15 protein-coding genes and 1 rRNA gene are annotated in these 20,643 nt (G+C 70.2%); 8 read left to right on the forward strand and 8 right to left on the reverse strand.

Annotation, left to right across the window (positions count from 1 at the left end; translation table 11 throughout):
- Window positions 1-85: 85 nt before the first annotated feature.
- A complete protein-coding gene (locus OKJ99_RS17540) occupies window positions 86-1,663 on the forward strand; it encodes a M4 family metallopeptidase (protein WP_326017322.1) in 1,578 nt (525 codons plus the stop codon).
- 3 nt (window positions 1,664-1,666) lie between these two features.
- Here the strand turns inward: OKJ99_RS17540 and glgP are convergent, their stop codons facing one another.
- The 3 genes from glgP to OKJ99_RS17555 form a co-directional block, all read right to left on the reverse strand.
- On the reverse strand, window positions 1,667-4,285 hold the full coding sequence (glgP, locus tag OKJ99_RS17545; protein ID WP_326017323.1) for an alpha-glucan family phosphorylase: 2,619 nt from the start codon (window positions 4,283-4,285) through the stop codon (window positions 1,667-1,669).
- 162 nt (window positions 4,286-4,447) lie between these two features.
- Entirely contained in the window at window positions 4,448-4,921 is a 474-nt protein-coding gene (locus OKJ99_RS17550) for a hypothetical protein (RefSeq protein WP_326017324.1), read from the reverse strand.
- 140 nt (window positions 4,922-5,061) lie between these two features.
- Window positions 5,062-5,634 (reverse strand): maltokinase N-terminal cap-like domain-containing protein, encoded by a 573-nt coding sequence (locus OKJ99_RS17555; RefSeq protein ID WP_326017326.1) that lies wholly within the window; start codon window positions 5,632-5,634, stop codon window positions 5,062-5,064.
- A gap of 228 nt (window positions 5,635-5,862) precedes the next feature.
- Between OKJ99_RS17555 and OKJ99_RS17560 the strand changes: the two genes are divergently transcribed.
- From OKJ99_RS17560 to glgB, 5 genes are all read left to right on the forward strand, one after another.
- Window positions 5,863-7,080: a S8 family peptidase gene (locus OKJ99_RS17560; protein ID WP_326017327.1), complete on the forward strand. Its 1,218-nt coding sequence runs from the start codon at window positions 5,863-5,865 to the stop codon at window positions 7,078-7,080.
- A gap of 217 nt (window positions 7,081-7,297) precedes the next feature.
- Window positions 7,298-9,319 carry an alpha-1,4-glucan--maltose-1-phosphate maltosyltransferase gene (locus OKJ99_RS17565; protein ID WP_326017329.1) on the forward strand — a complete coding sequence of 674 codons (2,022 nt, stop codon included), beginning with the start codon at window positions 7,298-7,300 and terminating at the stop codon, window positions 9,317-9,319.
- Window positions 9,320-9,365: 46 nt separating this feature from the next.
- Window positions 9,366-11,078, forward strand: coding sequence for a maltose alpha-D-glucosyltransferase (gene treS, locus OKJ99_RS17570; protein WP_326017331.1), 1,713 nt, complete (start codon window positions 9,366-9,368; stop codon window positions 11,076-11,078).
- 54 nt (window positions 11,079-11,132) lie between these two features.
- Complete coding sequence (locus tag OKJ99_RS17575; protein WP_326017333.1) at window positions 11,133-12,497, forward strand: maltokinase N-terminal cap-like domain-containing protein; 1,365 nt, start codon at window positions 11,133-11,135, stop codon at window positions 12,495-12,497.
- A gap of 57 nt (window positions 12,498-12,554) precedes the next feature.
- On the forward strand, window positions 12,555-14,765 hold the full coding sequence (glgB, locus tag OKJ99_RS17580) for a 1,4-alpha-glucan branching enzyme (protein WP_326017335.1): 2,211 nt from the start codon (window positions 12,555-12,557) through the stop codon (window positions 14,763-14,765).
- Window positions 14,766-14,897: 132 nt separating this feature from the next.
- On the opposite strand, the gene OKJ99_RS17585 is transcribed toward glgB, so the two are convergent.
- The 4 genes from OKJ99_RS17585 to OKJ99_RS17600 all read right to left on the reverse strand — a co-directional run bounded on the left by OKJ99_RS17585 (window position 14,898) and on the right by OKJ99_RS17600 (window position 18,423).
- Window positions 14,898-17,165: a HelD family protein gene (locus OKJ99_RS17585; RefSeq protein ID WP_326017361.1), complete on the reverse strand. Its 2,268-nt coding sequence runs from the start codon at window positions 17,163-17,165 to the stop codon at window positions 14,898-14,900.
- 147 nt (window positions 17,166-17,312) lie between these two features.
- Window positions 17,313-17,633 (reverse strand): thioredoxin family protein, encoded by a 321-nt coding sequence (locus OKJ99_RS17590; RefSeq protein WP_326017337.1) that lies wholly within the window; start codon window positions 17,631-17,633, stop codon window positions 17,313-17,315.
- On the reverse strand, window positions 17,630-18,061 hold the full coding sequence (locus OKJ99_RS17595; protein ID WP_326017339.1) for a MerR family transcriptional regulator: 432 nt from the start codon (window positions 18,059-18,061) through the stop codon (window positions 17,630-17,632). Before OKJ99_RS17595 ends, OKJ99_RS17590 begins: the two co-directional genes overlap by 4 nt.
- 29 nt (window positions 18,062-18,090) lie before the next feature.
- Window positions 18,091-18,423 carry a hypothetical protein gene (locus OKJ99_RS17600; RefSeq protein ID WP_326017341.1) on the reverse strand — a complete coding sequence of 111 codons (333 nt, stop codon included), beginning with the start codon at window positions 18,421-18,423 and terminating at the stop codon, window positions 18,091-18,093.
- 178 nt (window positions 18,424-18,601) lie between these two features.
- Between OKJ99_RS17600 and OKJ99_RS17605 the strand changes: the two genes are divergently transcribed.
- Window positions 18,602-19,483: an AraC family transcriptional regulator gene (locus OKJ99_RS17605; protein ID WP_326017343.1), complete on the forward strand. Its 882-nt coding sequence runs from the start codon at window positions 18,602-18,604 to the stop codon at window positions 19,481-19,483.
- 38 nt (window positions 19,484-19,521) lie between these two features.
- Complete coding sequence (locus tag OKJ99_RS17610; protein WP_326017345.1) at window positions 19,522-20,328, forward strand: maleylpyruvate isomerase family mycothiol-dependent enzyme; 807 nt, start codon at window positions 19,522-19,524, stop codon at window positions 20,326-20,328.
- Between the two features lie 53 nt (window positions 20,329-20,381).
- Here the strand turns inward: OKJ99_RS17610 and rrf are convergent.
- A 5S ribosomal RNA gene (gene rrf, locus OKJ99_RS17615) occupies window positions 20,382-20,498 on the reverse strand.
- Window positions 20,499-20,643: the final 145 nt, after the last annotated feature.

A 20,643-nucleotide genomic window follows, 5' to 3' on the forward strand; every position in this document is an offset into this window, starting at 1 on the left:
ATCAACTGTCACTGTTTTCCCGCACGACCCGCACGACCCGCACGGCAAAGCTCACCCCCCCCACATCACACAAGGAGCTTTCTTCGTGACTCCCCACATATCCCGGAGCCTGTCCCGACGCACGACTCTGTCCATCGCCACGGCTGTCGCCGCCGGCGCCCTGCTGGCCGGCACGCTCTCCACGACCGGCGCCGCCGCCAAGACCTCCGTGCCCTCGGCCGCCCCACAGGCCCTGAGCGCCTCGTCCCGCGCGGACCTGATCAAGGACGCGAGCGCCAAGTCGGCCGCAACGGCACAGGAGTTGAAGCTCGACTCCAAGGAGAAGCTCGTCGTCCGCGACGTGGTCAAGGACCGCGACGGCTCGACCCACACGCGCTACGAGCGCACGTACGACGGCCTCCCGGTGCTCGGCGGCGACCTGGTCGTCCACGAGACGAAGGCGGGCAAGCGCGAGGGCGTCACCCGCGCGACGTCCAAATCGATCGCCGTACGGACCAGCGGCGTCTCCCTCAAGGCCGCCCCGTCCGGCGCCCGCAAGGTCGTCTGGGCGGCCACCGGCACACCGAGACTCGCGTACGAGAAGGTCGTCACGTCCACGAAGAAGGACGGCACGCCGAGCAAGCTGCACGTCATCACGGACGCCACGAGCGGCAAGAAGATCTACGAGTACGACGCGATCCGCACCGGCACCGGCGAATCCCAGTACAGCGGCGGCGTCGAGATCGGCACGAGCGGCTCCGGCTCCTCGTTCTCGCTCACGGACGCGGCGCGCGGCGGCCACTCCACGTACGACCTCAAGCACGGCACGTCCGGCAAGGGCACCCTGTTCACCGACGCCGACGACAAGTGGGGCGACGGCACGAACAACGACGCGGCCACCGCCGGTGTCGACGCCGCCTACGGCGCCCAGGTCACCTGGGACTACTACAAGTCGGTGCACGGCCGCAGCGGCATCAACGGTGACGGCAAGGGCGCGTACTCGCGGGTCCACTACGGCAACGACTACGTCAACGCCTTCTGGGACGACAGCTGCTTCTGCATGACGTACGGCGACGGCGAGGGCAACGCCAAGCCGCTCACGTCAATCGACGTCGCCGCCCACGAGATGAGCCACGGCGTCACGTCGGCGACCGCCAACCTCGTCTACAGCGGCGAGTCCGGCGGCCTGAACGAGGCGACCTCCGACATCTTCGGTACCTCGGTCGAGTTCTACGCCAAGAACACCAAGGACGTCGGCGACTACCTCATCGGCGAGCAGATCGACATCAACGGCGACGGCTCACCGCTGCGCTACATGGACAAGCCCAGCAAGGACGGCAACTCCCTCGACGCGTGGAAGACGGGCGCGGGGAACGTCGACGTCCACTACTCGTCCGGCATCGCCAACCACTTCTTCTACCTGCTCAGCGAGGGCAGCGGAAAGAAGACCATCAACGGCGTCGACTACGACTCCCCGACGTCCGACGGCTCCACGGTCACCGGGATCGGCCGCGACAAGGCCGAACAGATCTGGTTCAAGGCGCTGACGACGTACTTCACGTCGAACACCGACTACGCGGCGGCGCGCACCGGCACGCTGAGCGCCGCCAAGGACCTGTACGGGGCGGACTCGGCGGAGTACAAGGGCGTGGCGGCGGCCTGGGCCGGCGTGAACGTCTCGTAGCACTCACCGCATCAACACCCCGCCGCCCTCACCCAGCTCCTCCGAAGGCACCGTCACGAGCCCCGTCTCCGCCACCGAAGCGAGCAGCGGATGCGCGGGCAGCACGCGGACGGTATAGCCGTAGGGACCGCTGCGGTCGAGGGCGAGCGGGCCCTCGTACGCCCAGCGGCCCTCGGCGTCCGGACCACCGACCGGCTTCAGCGGCACCGTCGTCGGCTCGGTGATCCGGTCCTCGGTGTCGACGCGCCCCGCCACGGCCTGCACCTCGATGTCCTCCGGCCCCAACTCGCCGAGGGCGACCCGGACATGGAGGCCGAGGGTGGCGCCCAGTTCGGCGCCGCCCGCCGAGGCCTCCACATGGTCGACGGTGACGCGCGGCCAGGCGGCCCGGACCCGCGCCTTCCACACCGCGAGGTCCCGGGCCGCGTCCGGGGTCAGGGCGCGCGCGGAACCGGCGGCGGGGGCGTACAGCTCGTCCACGTACGCGCGGACCATGCGCCCCGCGAGGAGCTTCGGGCCGAGGTGGGTGAGGGTCCGGCGGACCATCTCGATCCAGCGGTCGGGCAGCCCCTCGGGGCCACGCTCATAGAAGCGCGGCGTCACCCGGCGCTCCAGGAGGTCGTACAGCGCGGCGGCCTCCAGGTCGTCGCGCCGGTGCTCGTCCGTGGCCGTGCCGTCGGCCGTCGGGATGGCCCAGCCGAAGTCGGGCTCGAACCATTCGTCCCACCAGCCGTCCAGGACCGACAGGTTGAGGCAGCCGTTGAGCGCCGCCTTCATGCCGCTCGTACCGCAGGCCTCCAGCGGGCGCAGCGGGTTGTTCAGCCAGACGTCGCAGCCGGGATAGAGCTTCTGCGCCATGGCCATGCCGTAGTCGGGCAGGAAGACGATGCGGTGCCGCACCCGCGGGTCGTCGGTGAACCGCACCAGCTCCTGCACGAGCCGCTTGCCGCCGTCGTCGGCCGGGTGCGCCTTGCCGGCGATCACGATCTGCACCGGACGTTCCTCGTCGAGCAGCAGCCGCATCAGCCGGTCCGGATCGCGCAGCATCAGCGTGAGCCGCTTGTACGAGGGGACGCGGCGCGCGAAGCCGATGGTGAGCACATTCGGGTCCAACACGCCGTCGATCCAGCCGAGTTCGGCGGCGCCCGCGCCACGCTGCCGCCACGACGCGGCGAGCCGCTCGCGCACTTCGTCGACGAGCTGGCGGCGCAGTTCGCCGCGCAGCTCCCAGATGTCCCGGTCGGGGATCTGGCCGACGGCGTCCCAGCGGCCCGAGCCGCCGACCGACAGGGCGTCCTCGGTGCGCCGCTCCCCGATCTGCCGCGCGCCGAGCCGGTACACCTCGGGGGCGACCCACGTAGGGGCGTGCACGCCGTTGGTCACGGAGGCGATCGGCACCTCCTCGACGTCGAATCCCGGCCAAAGACCGGCGAACATGTCCCGGCTGACGGACCCGTGCAATGTGGAGACGCCGTTGGCGCGCTGCGCGAGCCGCAGCCCCATCACCGCCATGTTGAAGACGTTCGGGTCGCCGCCCGCGTACGTCTCCATGCCGAGGTCGAGTATGCGCTGCACGTCGAGCCCCGGCAGCTCGGCCGCGGCGCCGAAGTGGCGGGCGACGAGCTCCCGGTCGAAGCGGTCGATGCCGGCGGGGACGGGAGTGTGTGTCGTGAAGACGGCGCCGGCCCGCACCGCTTCGAGCGCGGAGTCGAAGTCCGTTCCCCGCTCGGCGAGTTCGGCGATCCGCTCCACTCCGAGGAAGCCCGCGTGCCCCTCGTTGGTGTGGAAGACCTCGGGCGCCGGATGCCCGGTGAGCCGGCAGTACGCGCGGACGGCGCGCACCCCGCCGATCCCCAGCAGCATCTCCTGCAACAGCCGGTGCTCGCTGCCGCCGCCGTAGAGCCGGTCGGTCACATCCCGTTCGTGGACGTCGTTCTCCTCGACGTCCGAGTCGAGGAGGAGCAGCGGCACCCGCCCCACCTGCGCCTGCCACACATGCGCGAGCAGCCGCCGCCCGCCGGGCAGCGCGAGCGCGAGATGCACCGGACTGCCGTCCGGCTCCCGCAGCAGGACGAGCGGCAGCTCGTTCGGGTCGGTGACCGGATACGTCTCCTGCTGCCAGCCGTCCCGCGAGAGCGACTGCCGGAAGTAGCCGTGCCGGTAAAGCAGCCCTACGCCGATCAGCGGCGCCCCGAGGTCGCTCGCCGCCTTGAGGTGGTCGCCGGCGAGAATCCCGAGGCCGCCCGAGTACTGCGGCAGCGCGGCCGTGATGCCGAACTCCGGCGAGAAGTAGGCGATGCCGGCGGGGAGCCCCGACTGCCGCGCCCGCTCCTGGTACCAGCGGTCGTCGTGCAGATAGCCGCGCAGATCGTCGGCGACCTCGCTCAGCCTCGCGAGGAAGTCCTCGTCGCCCGCGAGCCGGGCGAGCCGCTCGGGCGGCACGCTGCCGAGCAGCCGCAGCGGATCACCGCCGGATCCGGCCCAGCGGCCGGGGTCCACAGCGGCGAACAGATCACGGGTCCCGGTATGCCACGACCAGCGCAGATTGCGCGCCAAGTCGTGCAGCGGGGCGAGGGGTTCGGGCAGGACCGGGCGGACGGTGAATCGACGGATGGCCTTCACGTGCGTGCTCACCTCTGCGGTTGCGCGTCGTATGCCGGTGTCGTCTCCCCGACGGTAGCCGTGGCCCGCGGCGCGGGACAGAGCGCCGAAACGCGTACGGCGGTCCGGGCACGCGCCGTGCGCGCCCGGACCGCCGTACGCGGCTGCCCCTGAGGGCCGGTGTCAGGCGATTGCCGCCCCGGTGCCGCGCGCCCCGCCGATGTAGTCGGTGAGCCCCGCGTCGTCGAACACCTCGATGTCGAGGGGCGTGCCCTTGGCCAGGTGGAAGTCCTTCACGAGGAAGTCCACGGGGGCCTCGCTGCCGGGCGCGGAGTACGTGCCCAGGTTGTGCGTGACACCGTTCGTCGTGGAGGAGACGTGCACGTAGAACGTGTCGCCGTCGTTGCGCGTGTCATACACCCGCAGTTGCTGCGTCTCCGGCTGGAACTCCACCTCACCGAGGCGCGAACCGCCCTGTGTCAGCGCGACGTCGGCGCCGACGCTGCCGCCCGCGGCCTGCCGGTAGGTGACCGCGGCGTCGGGGTTGGGGTCGTAGGCCGCGGCCGGTGCGGCCGCCGCGCCGAGCAGTGCGCCCACCGCGAGGGCCGCTCCCGTGAAGATGCGTGCAAGCCGTCGCGGACGTCGGGTCGCTGTCATGCGTGTTGCCCCCCAGATCAAAAAACCACATCCAAACCATTCGGACGTCGGTGCAGGAAGTCGTCGCCGTAGGTCGTCGGCGACCTTCCCACGATGCCAGATTTCATGATCACCCAGAGGCACGCAACGCCCAGAGGTCCTCAGCCGCCCCGGACCACCACGAAAACCCCACGGACCCGTCGCTCGTCCTCCGCGCGCCACTCGGCGGACACCTCACCGACGGCGCCGTCGGGCGCCTTCGACCCCGCCTCCAGTACGCGCACGATCTCGGGCCGCACGTCGCCGGCGGTGACACGGGCGTGCACGGTCGGGTCGAGAGCCCCGTCGATGCTCTGCGCGTGCGCAGGCGCCTCGCCCTTCAGCAGGGCGGTCAACTCCCGTACGACAAGCGGGTCCTTGGCCCCGTCGTACACCCATCGCCTGCCGAGCACACCGTGCTCGACGGTGCCGATGAGCGCGTCGCCCGCGGCGTCCTCCAGCGGGACCCCGCGGTAGGCCATCGGCACGTGGTACGTCACCGGCTCGGGTCCCGAGGTGTCCGTCGCGGCCATGAACTCGATGCCGACCTCCCCGGCCGGATCGTCGAGCCGGAACCCGCCGGCCTTGATCAGCTCCGGGGTACCGGAGCCCCGGTACCAGGGCTGCTTCGGCAGCCAGTCCGCGAGGAGTTCGAGCTTGGTGGGCTTGAGTGTGGTGCGGTGAATGATCGACACGGCCTCATCATCGGACGTCGCCGTGCGCCGCGCCAGGGAATTGCGCGCCCCGCACGGAAGGCCGAAAGCCTCACGCGGAAGTCCGGAAAACGCCGCAACTCAACCGCACAACCCCCACGACCGATATGGCCGATTCCGCCACCTCGTACCTCCTTGTGGTGCTTCACACCACACGAGAGGCTGCCAACTGGCGTGAGAGCGCGCCGAGTTGAGGAGGGGAACTCATCCATGGCAGGGACCGTGCGAGTGACGCGGAAGCGACGGACGCGCTGGGCCGGCGGGCTCACCGCGGTCGCCACGGTCGCGGTGCTTTCGGCCATGACGCTGCCCGCGGACGCCGCCCCCGCACAGGGACGGATATTCGGCGCCGGGGAGCCCGGCTCCATAGCGGGCAGCTACATAGTGACATTGAAGGGGGACACGAAGGCCCCGTCCGCCGCGGGCAAGGACCTCGCGGAGAAGTACGGGGCGAAAATACGCCACACCTACAGCAAGGCGCTCAACGGCTACGCGGTGACACTCGGAGAGGGACAGGCCAAGCGGCTCGCCGCCAACGGCAACGTCGCGTCGGTCGTCCAGGACTCCCAGGTCACCATGGACCACACCCAGAAGAACCCACCGTCGTGGGGCCTGGACCGCATCGACCAGAACGATCTGCCGCTCGACAACTCGTACACCTGGCCCGAGTCCGCGGGCGCCGGCGTGCACGTCTACGTCATCGACACCGGCATCCGCGCCACCCACCGCGACTTCGGCGGGCGGGCCACGAGCGGCTGGGACTTCGTCGACAACGACTCGACCGCGCAGGACGGCAACGGACACGGCACCCATGTCGCCGGAACCGTCGCGGGCGAGCAGTACGGCGTCGCCAAACAGGCCGACGTGGTCGGCGTGCGCGTGCTCGACAACGCGGGCTCCGGCACGACGGCGCAGGTGCTCGCGGGCATCGACTGGGTGACCAAGCACGCCCAGCAGCCGGCCGTGGCGAACCTGAGCCTCGGCGGCTACGCGAACGCCCAACTCGACGCCGCCGTACGGAACTCCATCGCCTCCGGTGTCACGTACACGGTGGCGGCGGGCAACGACGGCTTGCCCGCGGAGCTGTACTCGCCGGCCCGCGTGAAGGAAGCGATCACGGTCGGCGCGAGCGACAAGAAGGACGCGCGTGCGAGCTTCTCCAATTGGGGTACCCGCCTCGATCTGTTCGCACCCGGCGTGGACATCACGTCCGCCTCGTACAAGAGCGACTCGGGGAAGGCCACGTTCTCCGGCACGTCCATGGCATCACCGCACGTCGCGGGGGCGGCCGCGCTGTACCTCGCCGACCACGCGACGGCGTCGCCCGCCGAGGTGAGCAAGGCGCTTACCGAGCGGGCCGCGGCGGGCAAGGTGACGGGCGCGGGCCTCGGCTCGCCGAACAAGCTGCTTCAGGTGAACAACCCTTAGAGGAAAGGTGAGTTAATGTGCCGGTCCCGTCGTTTTCGGCGGGACCGGTCTTATGTGTTCCCTTACGCGCCAGTAGTGACGAGTAGTTGGTACGACACGGATTGCCCGTCGATGGAGCGTGGAAGGCTCCATCGGTACGCCCGCACGGCTTCACCCGCACGGCCCTCTCCCCGAATCTCGTTTCCGCACCCCCGATTCCCCGCGGACAGGAGCGGTCATGCCCACAAAGCGCTCTACCCCCTCGACACCGCGCGCCATGACGGGCCGCATCCCCATACGCGACGTCCGCCCCGTCGTCGAGCGCGGCCGCCACCCCGCCAAGGCCGTGGTCGGCGAGACCTTCCTGGTCACGGCCACCGTCTTCCGCGAGGGGCACGACGCCGTCGCCGCGAACGTCGTGCTGCGCGGCCCCGACGGCGAGCCGGGCCCGTGGACGCCCATGCGCGAGCTGGCCCCCGGCACCGACCGCTGGGGCGCCGAGGTCGCCCCGGACGCGACAGGCCGCTGGACGTACCGGGTCGAGGCATGGGGCGACCCCGTGGCGACCTGGCGGCACACGGCGAAGATCAAGATTCCGGCGGGCATCGACACCGAACTCGTCCTGGAGGAAGGCGCGTTGCTGCACGAACGCGCCGCGAAGGTCGCCCCCGTCCCGCTTCGCGAAACGATCGCACGGGCCGCCGCCGCGCTCCGCGACACCACACGCCCGGCCCCCGCCCGGTTCGCCGCCGCGCTCGCCCCCGACGTCCAGCGGGTGCTGGCCCGCCACCCGCTGCGCGAACTGGTCACCCGCAGCGGCAAGTTGCCCCTTCTCGTGGAGCGGGAACGGGCCCTTTTCGGGTCCTGGTACGAGTTCTTCCCGCGCTCCGAGGGCGCCGTCGTCAAGCCCGGAAAGCCACCGGTGAGCGGCACCTTCCGCACGGCCGCCCGTCGACTTCCGGCCATCGCCGCGATGGGCTTCGACGTCGTGTACCTGCCGCCCGTCCACCCCATCGGCACCACCTTCCGCAAGGGCCCGAACAACTCGCTCTCACCGGGCCCGCACGACGTGGGCGTCCCCTGGGCGATCGGCTCGCACGAGGGCGGCCACGAGGCGATCCACCCGGACCTCGGCACCTTCGAGGACTTCGACGCGTTCGTCGGCCGGGCCCGCGACCTCGGCATGGAGGTCGCGCTCGACTTCGCGCTGCAGTGCTCGCCCGACCACCCGTGGGTGCAGAAGCACCCCGACTGGTTCCAGCACCGCGCGGACGGCACCATCGCGTACGCCGAGAACCCGCCGAAGAAGTACCAGGACATCTACCCTCTCGCCTTCGACAAGGACATGCCGGGCCTGATAGCCGAGACGAGCCGGATCCTGCGCCTGTGGATGGACCACGGCGTCCGCATCTTCCGCGTCGACAACCCGCACACCAAGCCCGTCGTCTTCTGGGAGAAGGTGATCGCGGACATCAACGGCACGGACCCGGACGTGATCTTCCTGGCGGAGGCCTTCACCCGGCCCGCGATGATGCACACCCTCGCCGCGATCGGCTTCCAGCAGTCGTACACGTACTTCACCTGGCGCAATTCGAAGCAGGAACTCACCGAGTACGCCCAGGAGTTGAGCGGGGAGGCGGCCTCCTACATGCGGCCGAACTTCTTCGTGAACACCCCCGACATCCTGCACGAGTTCCTTCAGGACGGCGGCCGCCCCGCCTTCGAACTGCGCGCGATCCTCGCCGCGACCCTCTCGCCCACCTGGGGCGTCTACAGCGGCTACGAACTCTGCGAGAACACCCCGCTGCGCGCCGGAAGCGAGGAGTATCTCCACTCAGAGAAGTACCAACTCAGGCCCCGTGACTGGGAGTCGGCCGAACGAGAGGGCCGAACGATCGCCCCGCTGATCACCACGCTCAACGCGACACGACGCCGCAACCCGGCCCTGCGCACCCTGCGCGACGTGCACTTCCACCGGGCCGACAAGGACGCGGTGCTCGCGTACTCGAAGACCGCCACGTCCGCACAGGGCTCGAACACGGTCCTGGTCGTCGTGAACCTCGACCCGCACCACACCCAGGAGGCGACGGTTTCGTTGGACATGCCGCACCTGGGGCTCGACTGGCACGCCTCCGTGCCGGTGCACGACGAACTCACCGGCGAGACGTACCACTGGGGCAGAACGAACTATGTGCGCCTAGAGCCGGGCCGCACGCCCGCGCACATCCTCGTCCTCCCGCCGCCGGCCACGCCGCGATGAACTCTCAGGAGCAGACGGGACATGGGATTCGGAGGGTCACCACACCATGATGATGAATGAGCCCGTCCCGGACACCTTCGAGGACACCCCTGCGAAGGACCGGGACCCGGATTGGTTCAAGCGCGCGGTCTTCTACGAAGTCCTGGTCCGCTCCTTCCAGGACAGCAACGGCGACGGCGTAGGAGACCTCAAGGGCATCACGGCGAAGCTGGACTACCTCCAGTGGCTGGGGGTCGACTGCCTCTGGCTGCCGCCGTTCTTCAAGTCGCCGCTCAGGGACGGCGGTTACGACGTCTCGGACTACACCTCGGTGCTCCCCGAGTTCGGTGACCTGGCCGACTTCGTCGAGTTCGTGGACGCGGCACACCACCGCGGCATGCGCGTGATCATCGACTTCGTCATGAACCACACGAGCGACCAGCACGAGTGGTTCAAGGAGTCCCGCTCCGACCCCGAGGGCCCGTACGGCGACTACTACGTCTGGGCCGACGACGACAAGCAGTACGCGGACGCCCGGATCATCTTCGTGGACACGGAGGCGTCGAACTGGACCTTCGACCCGGTCCGCAAGCAGTACTTCTGGCACCGCTTCTTCTCCCACCAGCCGGACCTCAACTACGAGAATCCGGCCGTCCAGGAGGAGATCCTCGCCGCCCTGCGCTTCTGGCTCGACCTCGGCATCGACGGCTTCCGCCTCGACGCGGTCCCGTACCTGTACGCCGAGGAGGGCACCAACTGCGAGAACCTCCCGGCGTCGCACGAGTTCCTCAAGCGGGTCCGCAAGGAGATCGACGCCCAGTACCCGGACGTGGTGCTGCTCGCGGAGGCCAACCAGTGGCCGGAGGACGTCGTCGACTACTTCGGCGCGCCGGACACCGGCGGCGACGAGTGCCACATGGCGTTCCACTTCCCGGTGATGCCGCGGATCTTCATGGCGGTGCGCCGCGAATCGCGCTACCCGGTCTCCGAGATCCTCGCCAAGACCCCGCCGATCCCGTCCGGCTGCCAGTGGGGCATCTTCCTGCGCAACCACGACGAGCTGACCCTCGAAATGGTCACGGACGAAGAGCGCGACTACATGTACGCGGAGTACGCCAAGGATCCGCGGATGCGCGCCAACATCGGCATCCGCCGCCGGCTCGCCCCGCTCCTCGACAACGACCGCAACCAGATCGAGCTGTTCACCGCGCTCCTGCTCTCGCTCCCCGGCACGCCGATCCTCTACTACGGCGACGAGATCGGCATGGGCGACAACATCTGGCTCGGCGACCGCGACGCGGTGCGCACGCCGATGCAGTGGACGCCCGACCGCAACGCGGGCTTCTCCTCCTCGGACCCCGGCCGCCTCTTCCTCCCCACGATCATGGACCCGGTCTACGGCTACCAGGTCACGAACGTGGAGGCTTCGATGTCCTCCCCGTCGTCCCTGCTGCACTGGACCCGCCGGATGATCGAGATCCGCAAGCAGAACCCGGCGTTCGGCCTCGGCTCCTACACCGAACTCCCCTCCTCGAACCCCGCGGTGCTCGCCTTCCTCCGGGAGGCCCCCGCGAGTGCGGACGGAGGCGACGACCTGGTGCTGTGCGTGCACAACTTCTCCCGCTTCGCACAGCCCACCGAGCTGGACCTGCAGTCGTTCAACGGGCGGCATCCGGTGGAGCTGATCGGCGGGGTGCGCTTCCCGGCGATCGGCGAACTGCCGTATCTGCTGACGCTGGCGGGGCACGGGTTCTACTGGTTCCGGCTCCGCAAGGACTGACGACGACACACCTGGGAACTCTCCACGAACACATCGGGGAAAGGACGCGACGCCATGTCGGAAGCCGCAGCTCGGCCCGCCGCCCCGACGGCCGGAGAATCCGGACTACTCATGTCGCTCGACCCCTTGCTGCGCGAATGGCTGCCGCGCCAGCGCTGGTTCGCCGGCAAGGGCCGCCCGATCACCGGCTTCACCCTGGACGCCGTCACCGAACTGCTGCCGGACGCCGCCCTGTTGCACCTCCTCGTCCGCGCCCACCAGCCACCGGCCGACGAGGAGGGGCCCGGCGACCGCTACCAGCTGCTCATCGGTACCGCCGAGGCCGCGGCCCCACACCTCGCACCCGCGGTGATCGGGCACATCACGCACGGCCCGCTCGCGGGGCGCACCGCGTACGAGGCGCTCCAGGACCCGCGGCACTCCGCGGTCCTCCTCGAACGGCTCCGAATACCCGGCGCGCTCGGCGCCCTCCGCTTCCACCGCGGGCCGCACGGCGAGGTGCCGCGCGATCTCGCGCCCCGCCCGCTGACGGCCGAGCAGTCCAACTCCTCGGTCGTGTACGGCGACACGCTCATAGCCAAGCTGTTCCGCCGGGTCGTCCCCGGCCTCAACCCCGACCTCGAACTCCCGCTGGCCCTGGCCCGCGAGGGCTGCGACCGGGTGCCCGAGCCCGTCGCCTGGTTCGAGACGGCCGGCACCCACCACACGGAACCCGCCACCCTCGGCCTCCTCCAGCCCTTCCTCAGGGACGCTGCGGACGGCTGGGACCTCGCCCTCAAGCACGTCACCAACCAGCAGGACTTCACGGCACAGGCCCGCGACCTCGGCCGCGCCACCGCCGAGGTGCACACGGCCCTGGCCCGCGCGCTGCCCACGGTCACGTACACGCGCGCCCGCATCGAGCAGCTCGCCGAGTCGATGACGCGCCGCCTGGAGACGACGGCCCAGCAGGTCCCGCCCCTGCTCCCCTACGTGGACGGCCTACGCTCCGCCTTCGAAGCGCTCGCCCGACTCGGCGCCGAGGGCCGCACCTGGCAGGCCCAGCGGGTCCACGGCGATCTGCACCTGGGCCAGTTCCTGCGCGAGCCGTCCGGCACCTGGAAGCTGATCGACTTCGAGGGCGAACCGTCCCGCCCCCTCGCGGAACGCCGCCTGCCGCACCCCGTCCACCGCGACATCGCCGGCATGCTCCGCTCCTTCGACTACGCCTCGCCGCAGAGCGATTGGTCGCTCTCCTGCCGCGCCGCGTACTGCTCAGGCTACGCGGAGGTGTCGGGCACCGACCCCCGCACGGCCCCCGTCCTCCTGCGCGCCTACGAAACGGACAAGGCCGTCTACGAGTCCCTGTACGAGGCCCGCCACAGGCCGGACTGGCTCCAGGTCCCCCTGACAGCACTGAAACGCCTGGCCACCCACTAGGTCGCACCGCACGCGACCCGCCACGCACACACGAAGGCGCCCAAGGAGGCCCCCACCGTGACCCGCCGCCCGACCACCACTCCGGCCCCCGTCCCCCCGGACGACCGCACCCGACTCCTCGCCGCGACCCACCACACCCCCCACGGAGTGCTCGGCGCACACCCCACCCACGGCGGAGTCGCCTTCCGCGCCTGGCGCCCCTACGCCCAGCACGTGGCCGTCACCACCCCGGAGGGCCTGCACGCCGAACTCCACGACGACGGCGACGGATTCTTCACCGCCCTGCTCCAACTCCGCGAGGTCCCACCCGCGTACGAGCTGGAGGTCACGTACGCCGACACGACCCAGCGGATCGCGGACGCCTACGCCCTGCTCCCCTCCCTCGGCGACCTCGACCTGCACCTGATCGCCGAGGGCCGCCACGAACAGCTCTGGAAGGCGCTCGGCGCGCACCCCATGGAGCACCAGGGCATCCGAGGCACCCGTTTCACGGTGTGGGCGCCCAACGCCCAGGGCGTCCGCGTCGTCGGCACGTTCAACTACTGGGACGGCGCGGCCCACAGCATGCGTTCGCTCGGTTCATCGGGCATCTGGGAACTCTTCGTCCCCGACATCGGCGAGGGCGAACTCTACAAATTCGAGATAACCCGCCCCGACGGCAGCAAGACGATGCGCGCCGACCCGCTGGCCACCCGCACCGAGGAGCCCCCTGCCAACTCCTCGGTGGTGCACGCCTCCCACTACACGTGGGACGACGACTCCTGGCTGGAGCGGCGCGCCGCCCGCCCCGTCCACGAGTCCCCGTTCTCGGTGTACGAGGTGCACCTGCCGTCCTGGCGCCCCGGACTCACCTACCGCCAGCTCGCCGACCAACTCCCGGCCTACATAACCGACTTGGGTTTCACACACGTCGAGCTCCTGCCCGTGGCCGAGCACCCCTTCGGCGGCTCGTGGGGCTACCAGGTCACCGGCTTCTACGCGCCGACGGCCCGCCTCGGCAGCCCCGACGACTTCAAGTACCTGATCGACAAGCTCCACCAGGCGGGCATCGGCGTCCTCATGGACTGGGTCCCGGCGCACTTCCCGCGCGACGACTGGGCGCTGGCGGAGTTCGACGGGCGCCCGCTGTACGAGCACGAGGACCCGCTGCGCGCCGCACACCCCGACTGGGGCACCCTCGAGTTCGACTACGGCCGCAAGGAGGTCCGCAACTTCCTTGTGGCGAACGCCCTTTACTGGTGCCAGGAGTTCCACATCGACGGCCTGCGGGTCGACGCGGTCGCCTCGATGCTCTACCTCGACTACTCGCGCGAGGACGGCGAGTGGACCCCGAACCAGTTCGGCGGCCGCGAGAACCTCGACGCCGTCGCCTTCCTCCAGGAGATGAACGCCACCCTGTACCGGGAGGTGCCGGGCGTGGTCACGATCGCCGAGGAGTCGACGGCCTGGGACGGCGTCACCCGCGCCACCCACCACATCGGACCGGGCGGCTTCGGTGGGCTCGGCTTCGGCCTGAAGTGGAACATGGGCTGGATGCACGACTCGCTCGACTACATGAGCCACGAGCCGGTGCACCGCAAGTTCCACCACAACGAGATGACGTTCTCGATGGTGTACGCGTACAGCGAGAACTACGTGCTGCCGATCTCCCACGACGAGGTCGTGCACGGCAAGCGCTCGCTCGTCTCCAAGATGCCCGGCGACTGGTGGCAGCAACGCGCCAACCACCGCGCCTACCTGGGGTTCATGTGGGCCCACCCCGGCAAGCAACTCCTGTTCATGGGCCAGGAGTTCGCGCAGGGCGCCGAGTGGTCGGAGGCGCACGGCCCCGACTGGTGGCTGCTCGACCCCGCGTACGGCGCCGAGCCCGACCACCGGGGCGTGCGCGAACTCGTACGGGAGCTGAACACGCGGTACCGCGCCGCGCCCGCCCTGTGGGAGCGGGACACCGACCCGGCGGGCTTCTCCTGGGTGACCGGCGACGCGGCGGAGGACAACGTCTTCGCGTTCCTCCGCCACGCCGCGGACGGCGCTCCGCTGCTGTCCGTGTCGAACTTCTCGCCGGTGGTCCGGCACGCGTACCGCCTGGGCGTGCCGGACGACATCCCCGCATGGCACGAGATCCTCAACACCGACGCCGCGCGCTACGGCGGCGGCGACATCACGAACCGCGACCCGATCAAACCAGAAGCCGACCCCACCCACGGCCACCCAACAACCATCACCCTCACGCTGCCCCCCTTGGCGACGGTGTGGCTACGGCCGTAGCCCTGACCCTTCAGCCCTCCGTCGATCGCATTTCCAGCCCCGCCGCCGCTTGCCTTTCAAGCCCCGCCGGCGACTGCATTTCAAGCCCCGCCGGCGATTGAGGCGCGGGGTCCGGGGCGGAGCCCCGCGACGTCAAGAACACGCCCCCGCAAGCCCCGACGCCAACGCCCGCGGCAGCGAACCCGCATGCACAACACCCAAATCCTGCGTGGCCCGCGTAAGCGCCACATACAAATCACTCACCCCGAACTCCCCCGGCTCAACCACGATCACCCGGTCGAACTCAAGCCCCTTGGCCTGCCGCGGATCGAGCAACACCAGATGCCGGGTGAGGTCGGGCTCACCCCCGGCCTCAACCCCCGGCAACCGCGCGGCCAGCGCCTCGCACAGGCGCCGAGGCGCGATCACCGCGAGCCGACCCTCCTCCGGAACCCGCTCGACCGCGGCCTTCGCGGCGGCCTCCACGACATCGTCCGCACGCAGCACCCACGGCCGCTCCCCGGTCGACCGCACGGACGACGGCGGCTCGTACCCCGGATACACGCCCCGCAGCACCGCCGCCGCGACGTCCATGATCTCGGACGGCGTGCGGTAGTTGACGCCGAGCCGGGTGTGCTCGAAGCGGTCCTCGACGTACGGCGCGAGGATGTCCGCCCACGCGCCGACGCCGCCCTCCTCCGAGGTCTGCGCGGGGTCGCCGACCAGCGTCATCGACCGCGTCGGCGACCTCCGCATGAGCAGCCGCCACGCCATCGGGCTCAGCTCCTGCGCCTCGTCGACGATGATGTGCCCGAACGCCCAGGTCCGGTCGGCGGCGGCCCGCTCCGCGGCGCTGCGGTGGTCCTCCTCCTCGTACCAGCCGGCGACCCGGTCCGCGTCCACGATGTCGTGCGCGGCGAGCACCTCCGACTCGTCCTCGTCCTCGAACTCGTACGTCTCCGAGCCCCTGGACAGGTCGAGCACGCCCTGCGCGTACGCGATCCGCTCCTGCCGCGCCGCCTCCGCGGCGGCCCGCTCGGCGCTGTCGTCGTAGCCGAGCAGCTCGGCCGCCTCGTCGAGCAGCGGCACGTCCCCGACCGTCCACTCACCCATGGCAGGACGCTCACTGCGGATCGCGTCCGCGTCCTCGGCCGACAGGTGGGTGGGCTCGGCCAAGTAGTCGGCGACAAAGCCCTGCGGGGTCAACTCCGGCCACAGCTCCCCGATGGCCGCGTGCACATCGGCGCTCGACGCGACGCCCTTACTGAGCTGGGCGATGTCGTCGGGGCCGAGGAAGTTCGGGCCGCCGTAGGGGTCGGCGCCGATCCGCTCGGTGAGCTGTTCGGTGAGCGCGTCGAGCACCCGGAAGGCGAAGTGCGGGCGCGCGAGGTTGTGCGGCAGCTTGGTGTCGCGGGCCGCCTGCCGGGCCTCGTAGGCGATCTCCCAGTCGAGGATCAGGTCGCCGTCGTCGTGCGGAATGATCAGCGGGGCGCCGGGCTCGGGCAGCCGCTGCCGGTCCTCGATGGCCATCGCGAGGCTCTCGGCCATCGCCTCCGAGCCCTTCACGACGGCCGCGCCCGGTGTGTCCTTGAGCGTGGCGTACACGCCGGGGAACAGCTCGCCGACCGTGGAGAGCAGCACCCCGGTCTCGCCGAGGCCGGGCAGCACCTCGCTGATGTACCTCAGGAAGGCCGGGTTCGGGCCGACGATCAGCACGGCCCGCTTGGCGAGCAGCTCCCGCTGCTCGTACAGCAGGAACGCGGCGCGGTGCAGCGCGACGGCCGTCTTGCCGGTGCCGGGCCCGCCCTCGACGACGAGCACACCCGGGTGCGGGTGGCGGATGATGCGGTCCTGCTCGGCCTGGATCGTCTGCACGATGTCGCCCATGCGGCCGGTACGCGCCGAGTTCAGCGCGGCGAGCAGCACGGCATCGCCGGTCGGGTCCTCGTACCCCGTGCGCTCCGAGTCGTCGAGGTCGAGGATCTCGTCGTGCAGCTCGGTGACCGTGCGCCCGTCGAACGTGAGGTGGCGGCGTCGACGCAGACCCATCGGCGTATGACCGGTGGCGAGATAGAAAGGCCGGGCGACGGGCGCCCGCCAGTCGATCAGCATCGGCGTGCGCTCGGAGTCGTCGGCGCGAATTCCGATACGGCCGATGTGGTGCGCCACACCGAGTTCTTGATCACCGTCTTGGTCTTCGTCGCCCTTGAGGTCAATTCGACCGAAGCAGAGCGAACCCTCGACCGCATTCAACGCGGCGAGCAGCCCCGATCGCTCGACGACCAACAGGTCCCGCTCAAGGAGGGCCTGCTGGCCGGTCCCCACCGGGGTGATCGCATCCCGGACGGAGTCCGCGGTGACGCCACGCAGCTCATCGACGCGCCTGTAGAGCGCGTCGATGTATTCCTGCTCTTTCTGCAATTCCAGGCTGTCCCGGCTTGACAAAACAACTCCCTGCCCGGTACCGTGGTTTTTATCGGCCCCCACTGTGGGGCCTTTTCTGTGGGCACACAGAAACACCGAATATACCCCGGGCGGGGCCGAATTCCAATTGCGGGAGTTCGAGGGTTACGGAAGCTCGGCCAGCTCCTCCAGCAGCTTCCGCTTGGACCGCGCCCCGACGCGCGACCACACCGGCTCACCGTCCTTGAAGACCATGAGCGTGGGCGTCCCGAGCACCCCGTACTTCACGGACACGTCAGGACTGACATCGACATCGAGCGCCACGACGTCGAACCGGACCCGCTCCTCCTCCGCGATCGACTCCAGCACGGGACCCAACTGCCGGCAGGGCCCGCACCACCGCGCGGTGAACTCCACCAACACGGGCCGCTCCGCCCGCAACACCTGCTCCTCGAAGTCCGCATCGGTCACTCCACGCAACGTCATCCCGTCTCCTCCAGCTCGCCCAGTTCGCCCAGTTCACAGCGCGGCTCCGTCTCCTGCGACGCGCCCAGCGCCTCCATGGCCCGCTCGGCGCGCACCAACTGCGCGCCGACCGTCTCGCGTACGGCGGTCAACTCACCGATCAGCGCATCGAGTTCGGCGACCTTGCTCCGGTACACGGCCACCGACGCCGGGCACGAGTCGCCCTCCGGGTGACCGGCCCGCAGGCACTCCACGAACGGCCGGGTCTCCTCCAGCTCGAAGCCGAAGTCCTGCAACGTACGAATCTGCCGCAGGGCCCGCAGGTCGTCCTCGTCGTACGTCCGGTAGCCGTTGCCACCGCGCCGCGCGGGCAGCAGCCCACGCGACTCGTAGTACCTGAGCGCCCGCGTCGTCGTACCGGCGCGGGCGGCGAGCTCTCCGATGCGCATGTCGAAGACGTTAGACCTTGCCTCTGACGTCAAGGCCAGTCGACGAGGACGAGGTACAGCGCGAACGTCGCCACGACGGCGAACGGCGCCGCCACCGAGAACCCCCGCCTGCGCGCCACGAACCGCTCCTCCCACGGCAGCAGCCAGGCCGTGGCGAGCGTGAGGAGCGCGACGGTCAGCCCCCAGCCGAAGACGGTGAACGCCCGCTCCGCACCCGACCCGAAGCGCGCCGCCTCCGCGGCGAACCTGTGAGCGAAGAAGGCCGCGGGCAACGTGATCAGGCTGGATATCAGCGGGGCGACCCACGACCGGAGACGCGGCGCGGGCGGTGCGGCGGAGTCGGCCATGAGTTCGGAGATCATGTCCCCATCCAAGACGGACGGCCGCCCCGGTACCTGAGTGCACATACTCAGCTGACGTACTCAGGTGACACCGGAGGAACCGCACCGACTTGATCGGGCACAGGATGTCGGGTCGCCCGGAGTGCACCGCGCCTAGCGTTCACGACGTCAACAGCAGGAACCGGAAGGAGGGGTCAGGTTGCTGGACCGGCTCAACCAGGTCATGGACCACATCGAGCGGCGCCTCGACGAGCCCCTGGACATCGCGGAACTGGCGCGCATCGCCACCACGTCCGAGTACCACCTGCGCCGGATGTTCTCGGCGCTCGCGGGCATGCCGCTGTCGGAGTACGTCCGGCGGCGCCGGCTCACCGTGGCGGGCGCCGAGGTCCTCGCGGGCCGGGAGTCGCTCCTGACCATCGCCGTGCGCTACGGGTACGGATCGGGCGAGGCCTTCGCCCGGGCGTTCCGCGCCCTGCACGGTGTCGGCCCCGGCGAGGCCCGCCGGACGAAACCGGCCCTGGTCTCCCAGCCCCGCCTCTCCTTCCGGCTCACCGTCGAAGGGAACAGCAGCATGCGCTACCGAGTAGTGGACCGCCCCGACTTCAGCGTCGTCGGACCGAAGGCCCGGGTCCCCCTGGTGTACCTGGGTCCGAACCAGGCGATCATCGACTTCGTCCGGTCCGTCCCGCCGGAAACCGTCTCGGCCCTGGAGCGGCTCTCGAAGGGTTCCGGCGAGGAACCCGAGGGCATGGTCGCGGTCTGCGACGACCTGGACCCCGGCCGCGCCGAGGGCAGCGAACTCGACTACTACCACGGGGTGGTGGCCGGCCCGGACGCCCCGGCCCCGGCGGGCACCACCGTGCTCCCCGTGCCCGCCGGCACCTGGGCGGTCTTCACCACCTCGGGCCCGGCCCCGGAGGCCCTCCAGGCGCTCTGGGCAACGGTGTACGCGGAGTGGTTCCCCGCCAACCCGTACCGCACCCGCCCCGGCCCTGAGATCCTGCGGACGCGGATGTCACCGGACGGCACGGCGGCGGACGCGGAACTGTGGCTGCCGGTGGAGCGGGACCCCTCCTGACCCGACCGGTTGTCAGTGCCTGCCGCTACGTTGCGTCCATGAGCCACGATGCAGGCACACCCCTGCCCTTCGCCCGGTATCTCGACTGCCTGGCCGCCGACTTCGAGCGACTCGGGGCCGCCGCCGCACCCGCCCCGAAGGCACAGGTGCCGAGCTGCCCCGGCTGGACCGTCACCGACCTCGTGCACCACGTCGGGCAGGTCTACGCGCACAAGACGCAGGCCATTCTGGCGGCCGCTCCGGGCACCGAACCGGAGTGGCCTCCGAAGGGCACGGCCGACGAGGAACCGTTCGCCCTCCTGGACCGCGCCTACGCCGAACTGCGGGCGGCCATCGACGCACATGCGCCGGAGGACCCATCTGGTACGTGGTACGCCCCGGACCAGACCGTCGGCTTCTGGATCCGCCGCATGGCGCAGGAGACGGTCATCCACCGCATCGACGCCGAACTCGCGGCGGGCGGGCCGGTGTCCCCTGTCCCGGACGACCTCGCCATCGACGGGATCGACGAACTCCTGAACGTGTTCACGGCTTACGCGGTCACCGAGTGGTCCGACTACTTCCGGGAGCCGCTGGCCGCGTCGCCGGGCAGAACGTACGAGGTACGCGCGGAGGCCGAGAAGGGCGCGACGTGGCGGATCCGTACAGGGGCCGACCCCGTCTTCACGGTCGAGGCCGGCCCGGCCGCAGGCTCTGCGGACGTCGTCCTGAGCGGCACACCGGCGGCGCTGCTGCGCGACCTGTGGAACCGCGTGGGCACGGACGAGACCTCACAGGTGCGGGTCACCGGGGCTCAGGAGGCGGTCGAGGAATTGCGGGCCTGCCTCAGGATTTCCACCCAGTAGAAAACGCAGAAAAGCCCGGACCGTATCCCGGCCCGGGCTTTTCCATAAAATTAGTTCGGCGGCGTCCTACTCTCCCACAGGGTCCCCCCTGCAGTACCATCGGCGCTATGAGGCTTAGCTTCCGGGTTCGGAATGTAACCGGGCGTTTCCCTCATGCTATGACCACCGAAACACTATGAAACTGTCAACCGCACCGCAGTCGTGGCCCGACATACGGGGTTGTTCGTGGTTTCAGAACCAACACAGTGGACGCGAGCAACTGAGGACAAGCCCTCGGCCTATTAGTACCAGTCACCTCCACACCTTGCGGTGCTT

Origin of the sequence: Streptomyces endophyticus, assembly GCF_035798155.1 — a bacterium.
Lineage (GTDB): Bacteria > Actinomycetota > Actinomycetes > Streptomycetales > Streptomycetaceae > Streptomyces > Streptomyces endophyticus.

Bases quoted from the DNA above. Each gene is read 5' to 3' on its own strand.
- OKJ99_RS17600 (WP_326017341.1), bottom strand. From the start codon at position 18,423: ATGATCTCCGAACTCATGGCCGACTCCGCCGCACCGCCCGCGCCGCGT.
- OKJ99_RS17565 (WP_326017329.1), top strand. From the start codon at position 7,298: ATGCCCACAAAGCGCTCTACCCCCTCGACACCGCGCGCCATGACGGGC.
- OKJ99_RS17610 (WP_326017345.1), top strand. From the start codon at position 19,522: ATGAGCCACGATGCAGGCACACCCCTGCCCTTCGCCCGGTATCTCGAC.
- OKJ99_RS17550 (WP_326017324.1), bottom strand. From the start codon at position 4,921: ATGACAGCGACCCGACGTCCGCGACGGCTTGCACGCATCTTCACGGGA.
- OKJ99_RS17560 (WP_326017327.1), top strand. From the start codon at position 5,863: ATGGCAGGGACCGTGCGAGTGACGCGGAAGCGACGGACGCGCTGGGCC.
- OKJ99_RS17575 (WP_326017333.1), top strand. From the start codon at position 11,133: ATGTCGGAAGCCGCAGCTCGGCCCGCCGCCCCGACGGCCGGAGAATCC.
- OKJ99_RS17590 (WP_326017337.1), bottom strand. From the start codon at position 17,633: ATGACGTTGCGTGGAGTGACCGATGCGGACTTCGAGGAGCAGGTGTTG.
- OKJ99_RS17595 (WP_326017339.1), bottom strand. From the start codon at position 18,061: ATGCGCATCGGAGAGCTCGCCGCCCGCGCCGGTACGACGACGCGGGCG.
- treS (WP_326017331.1), top strand. From the start codon at position 9,366: ATGATGATGAATGAGCCCGTCCCGGACACCTTCGAGGACACCCCTGCG.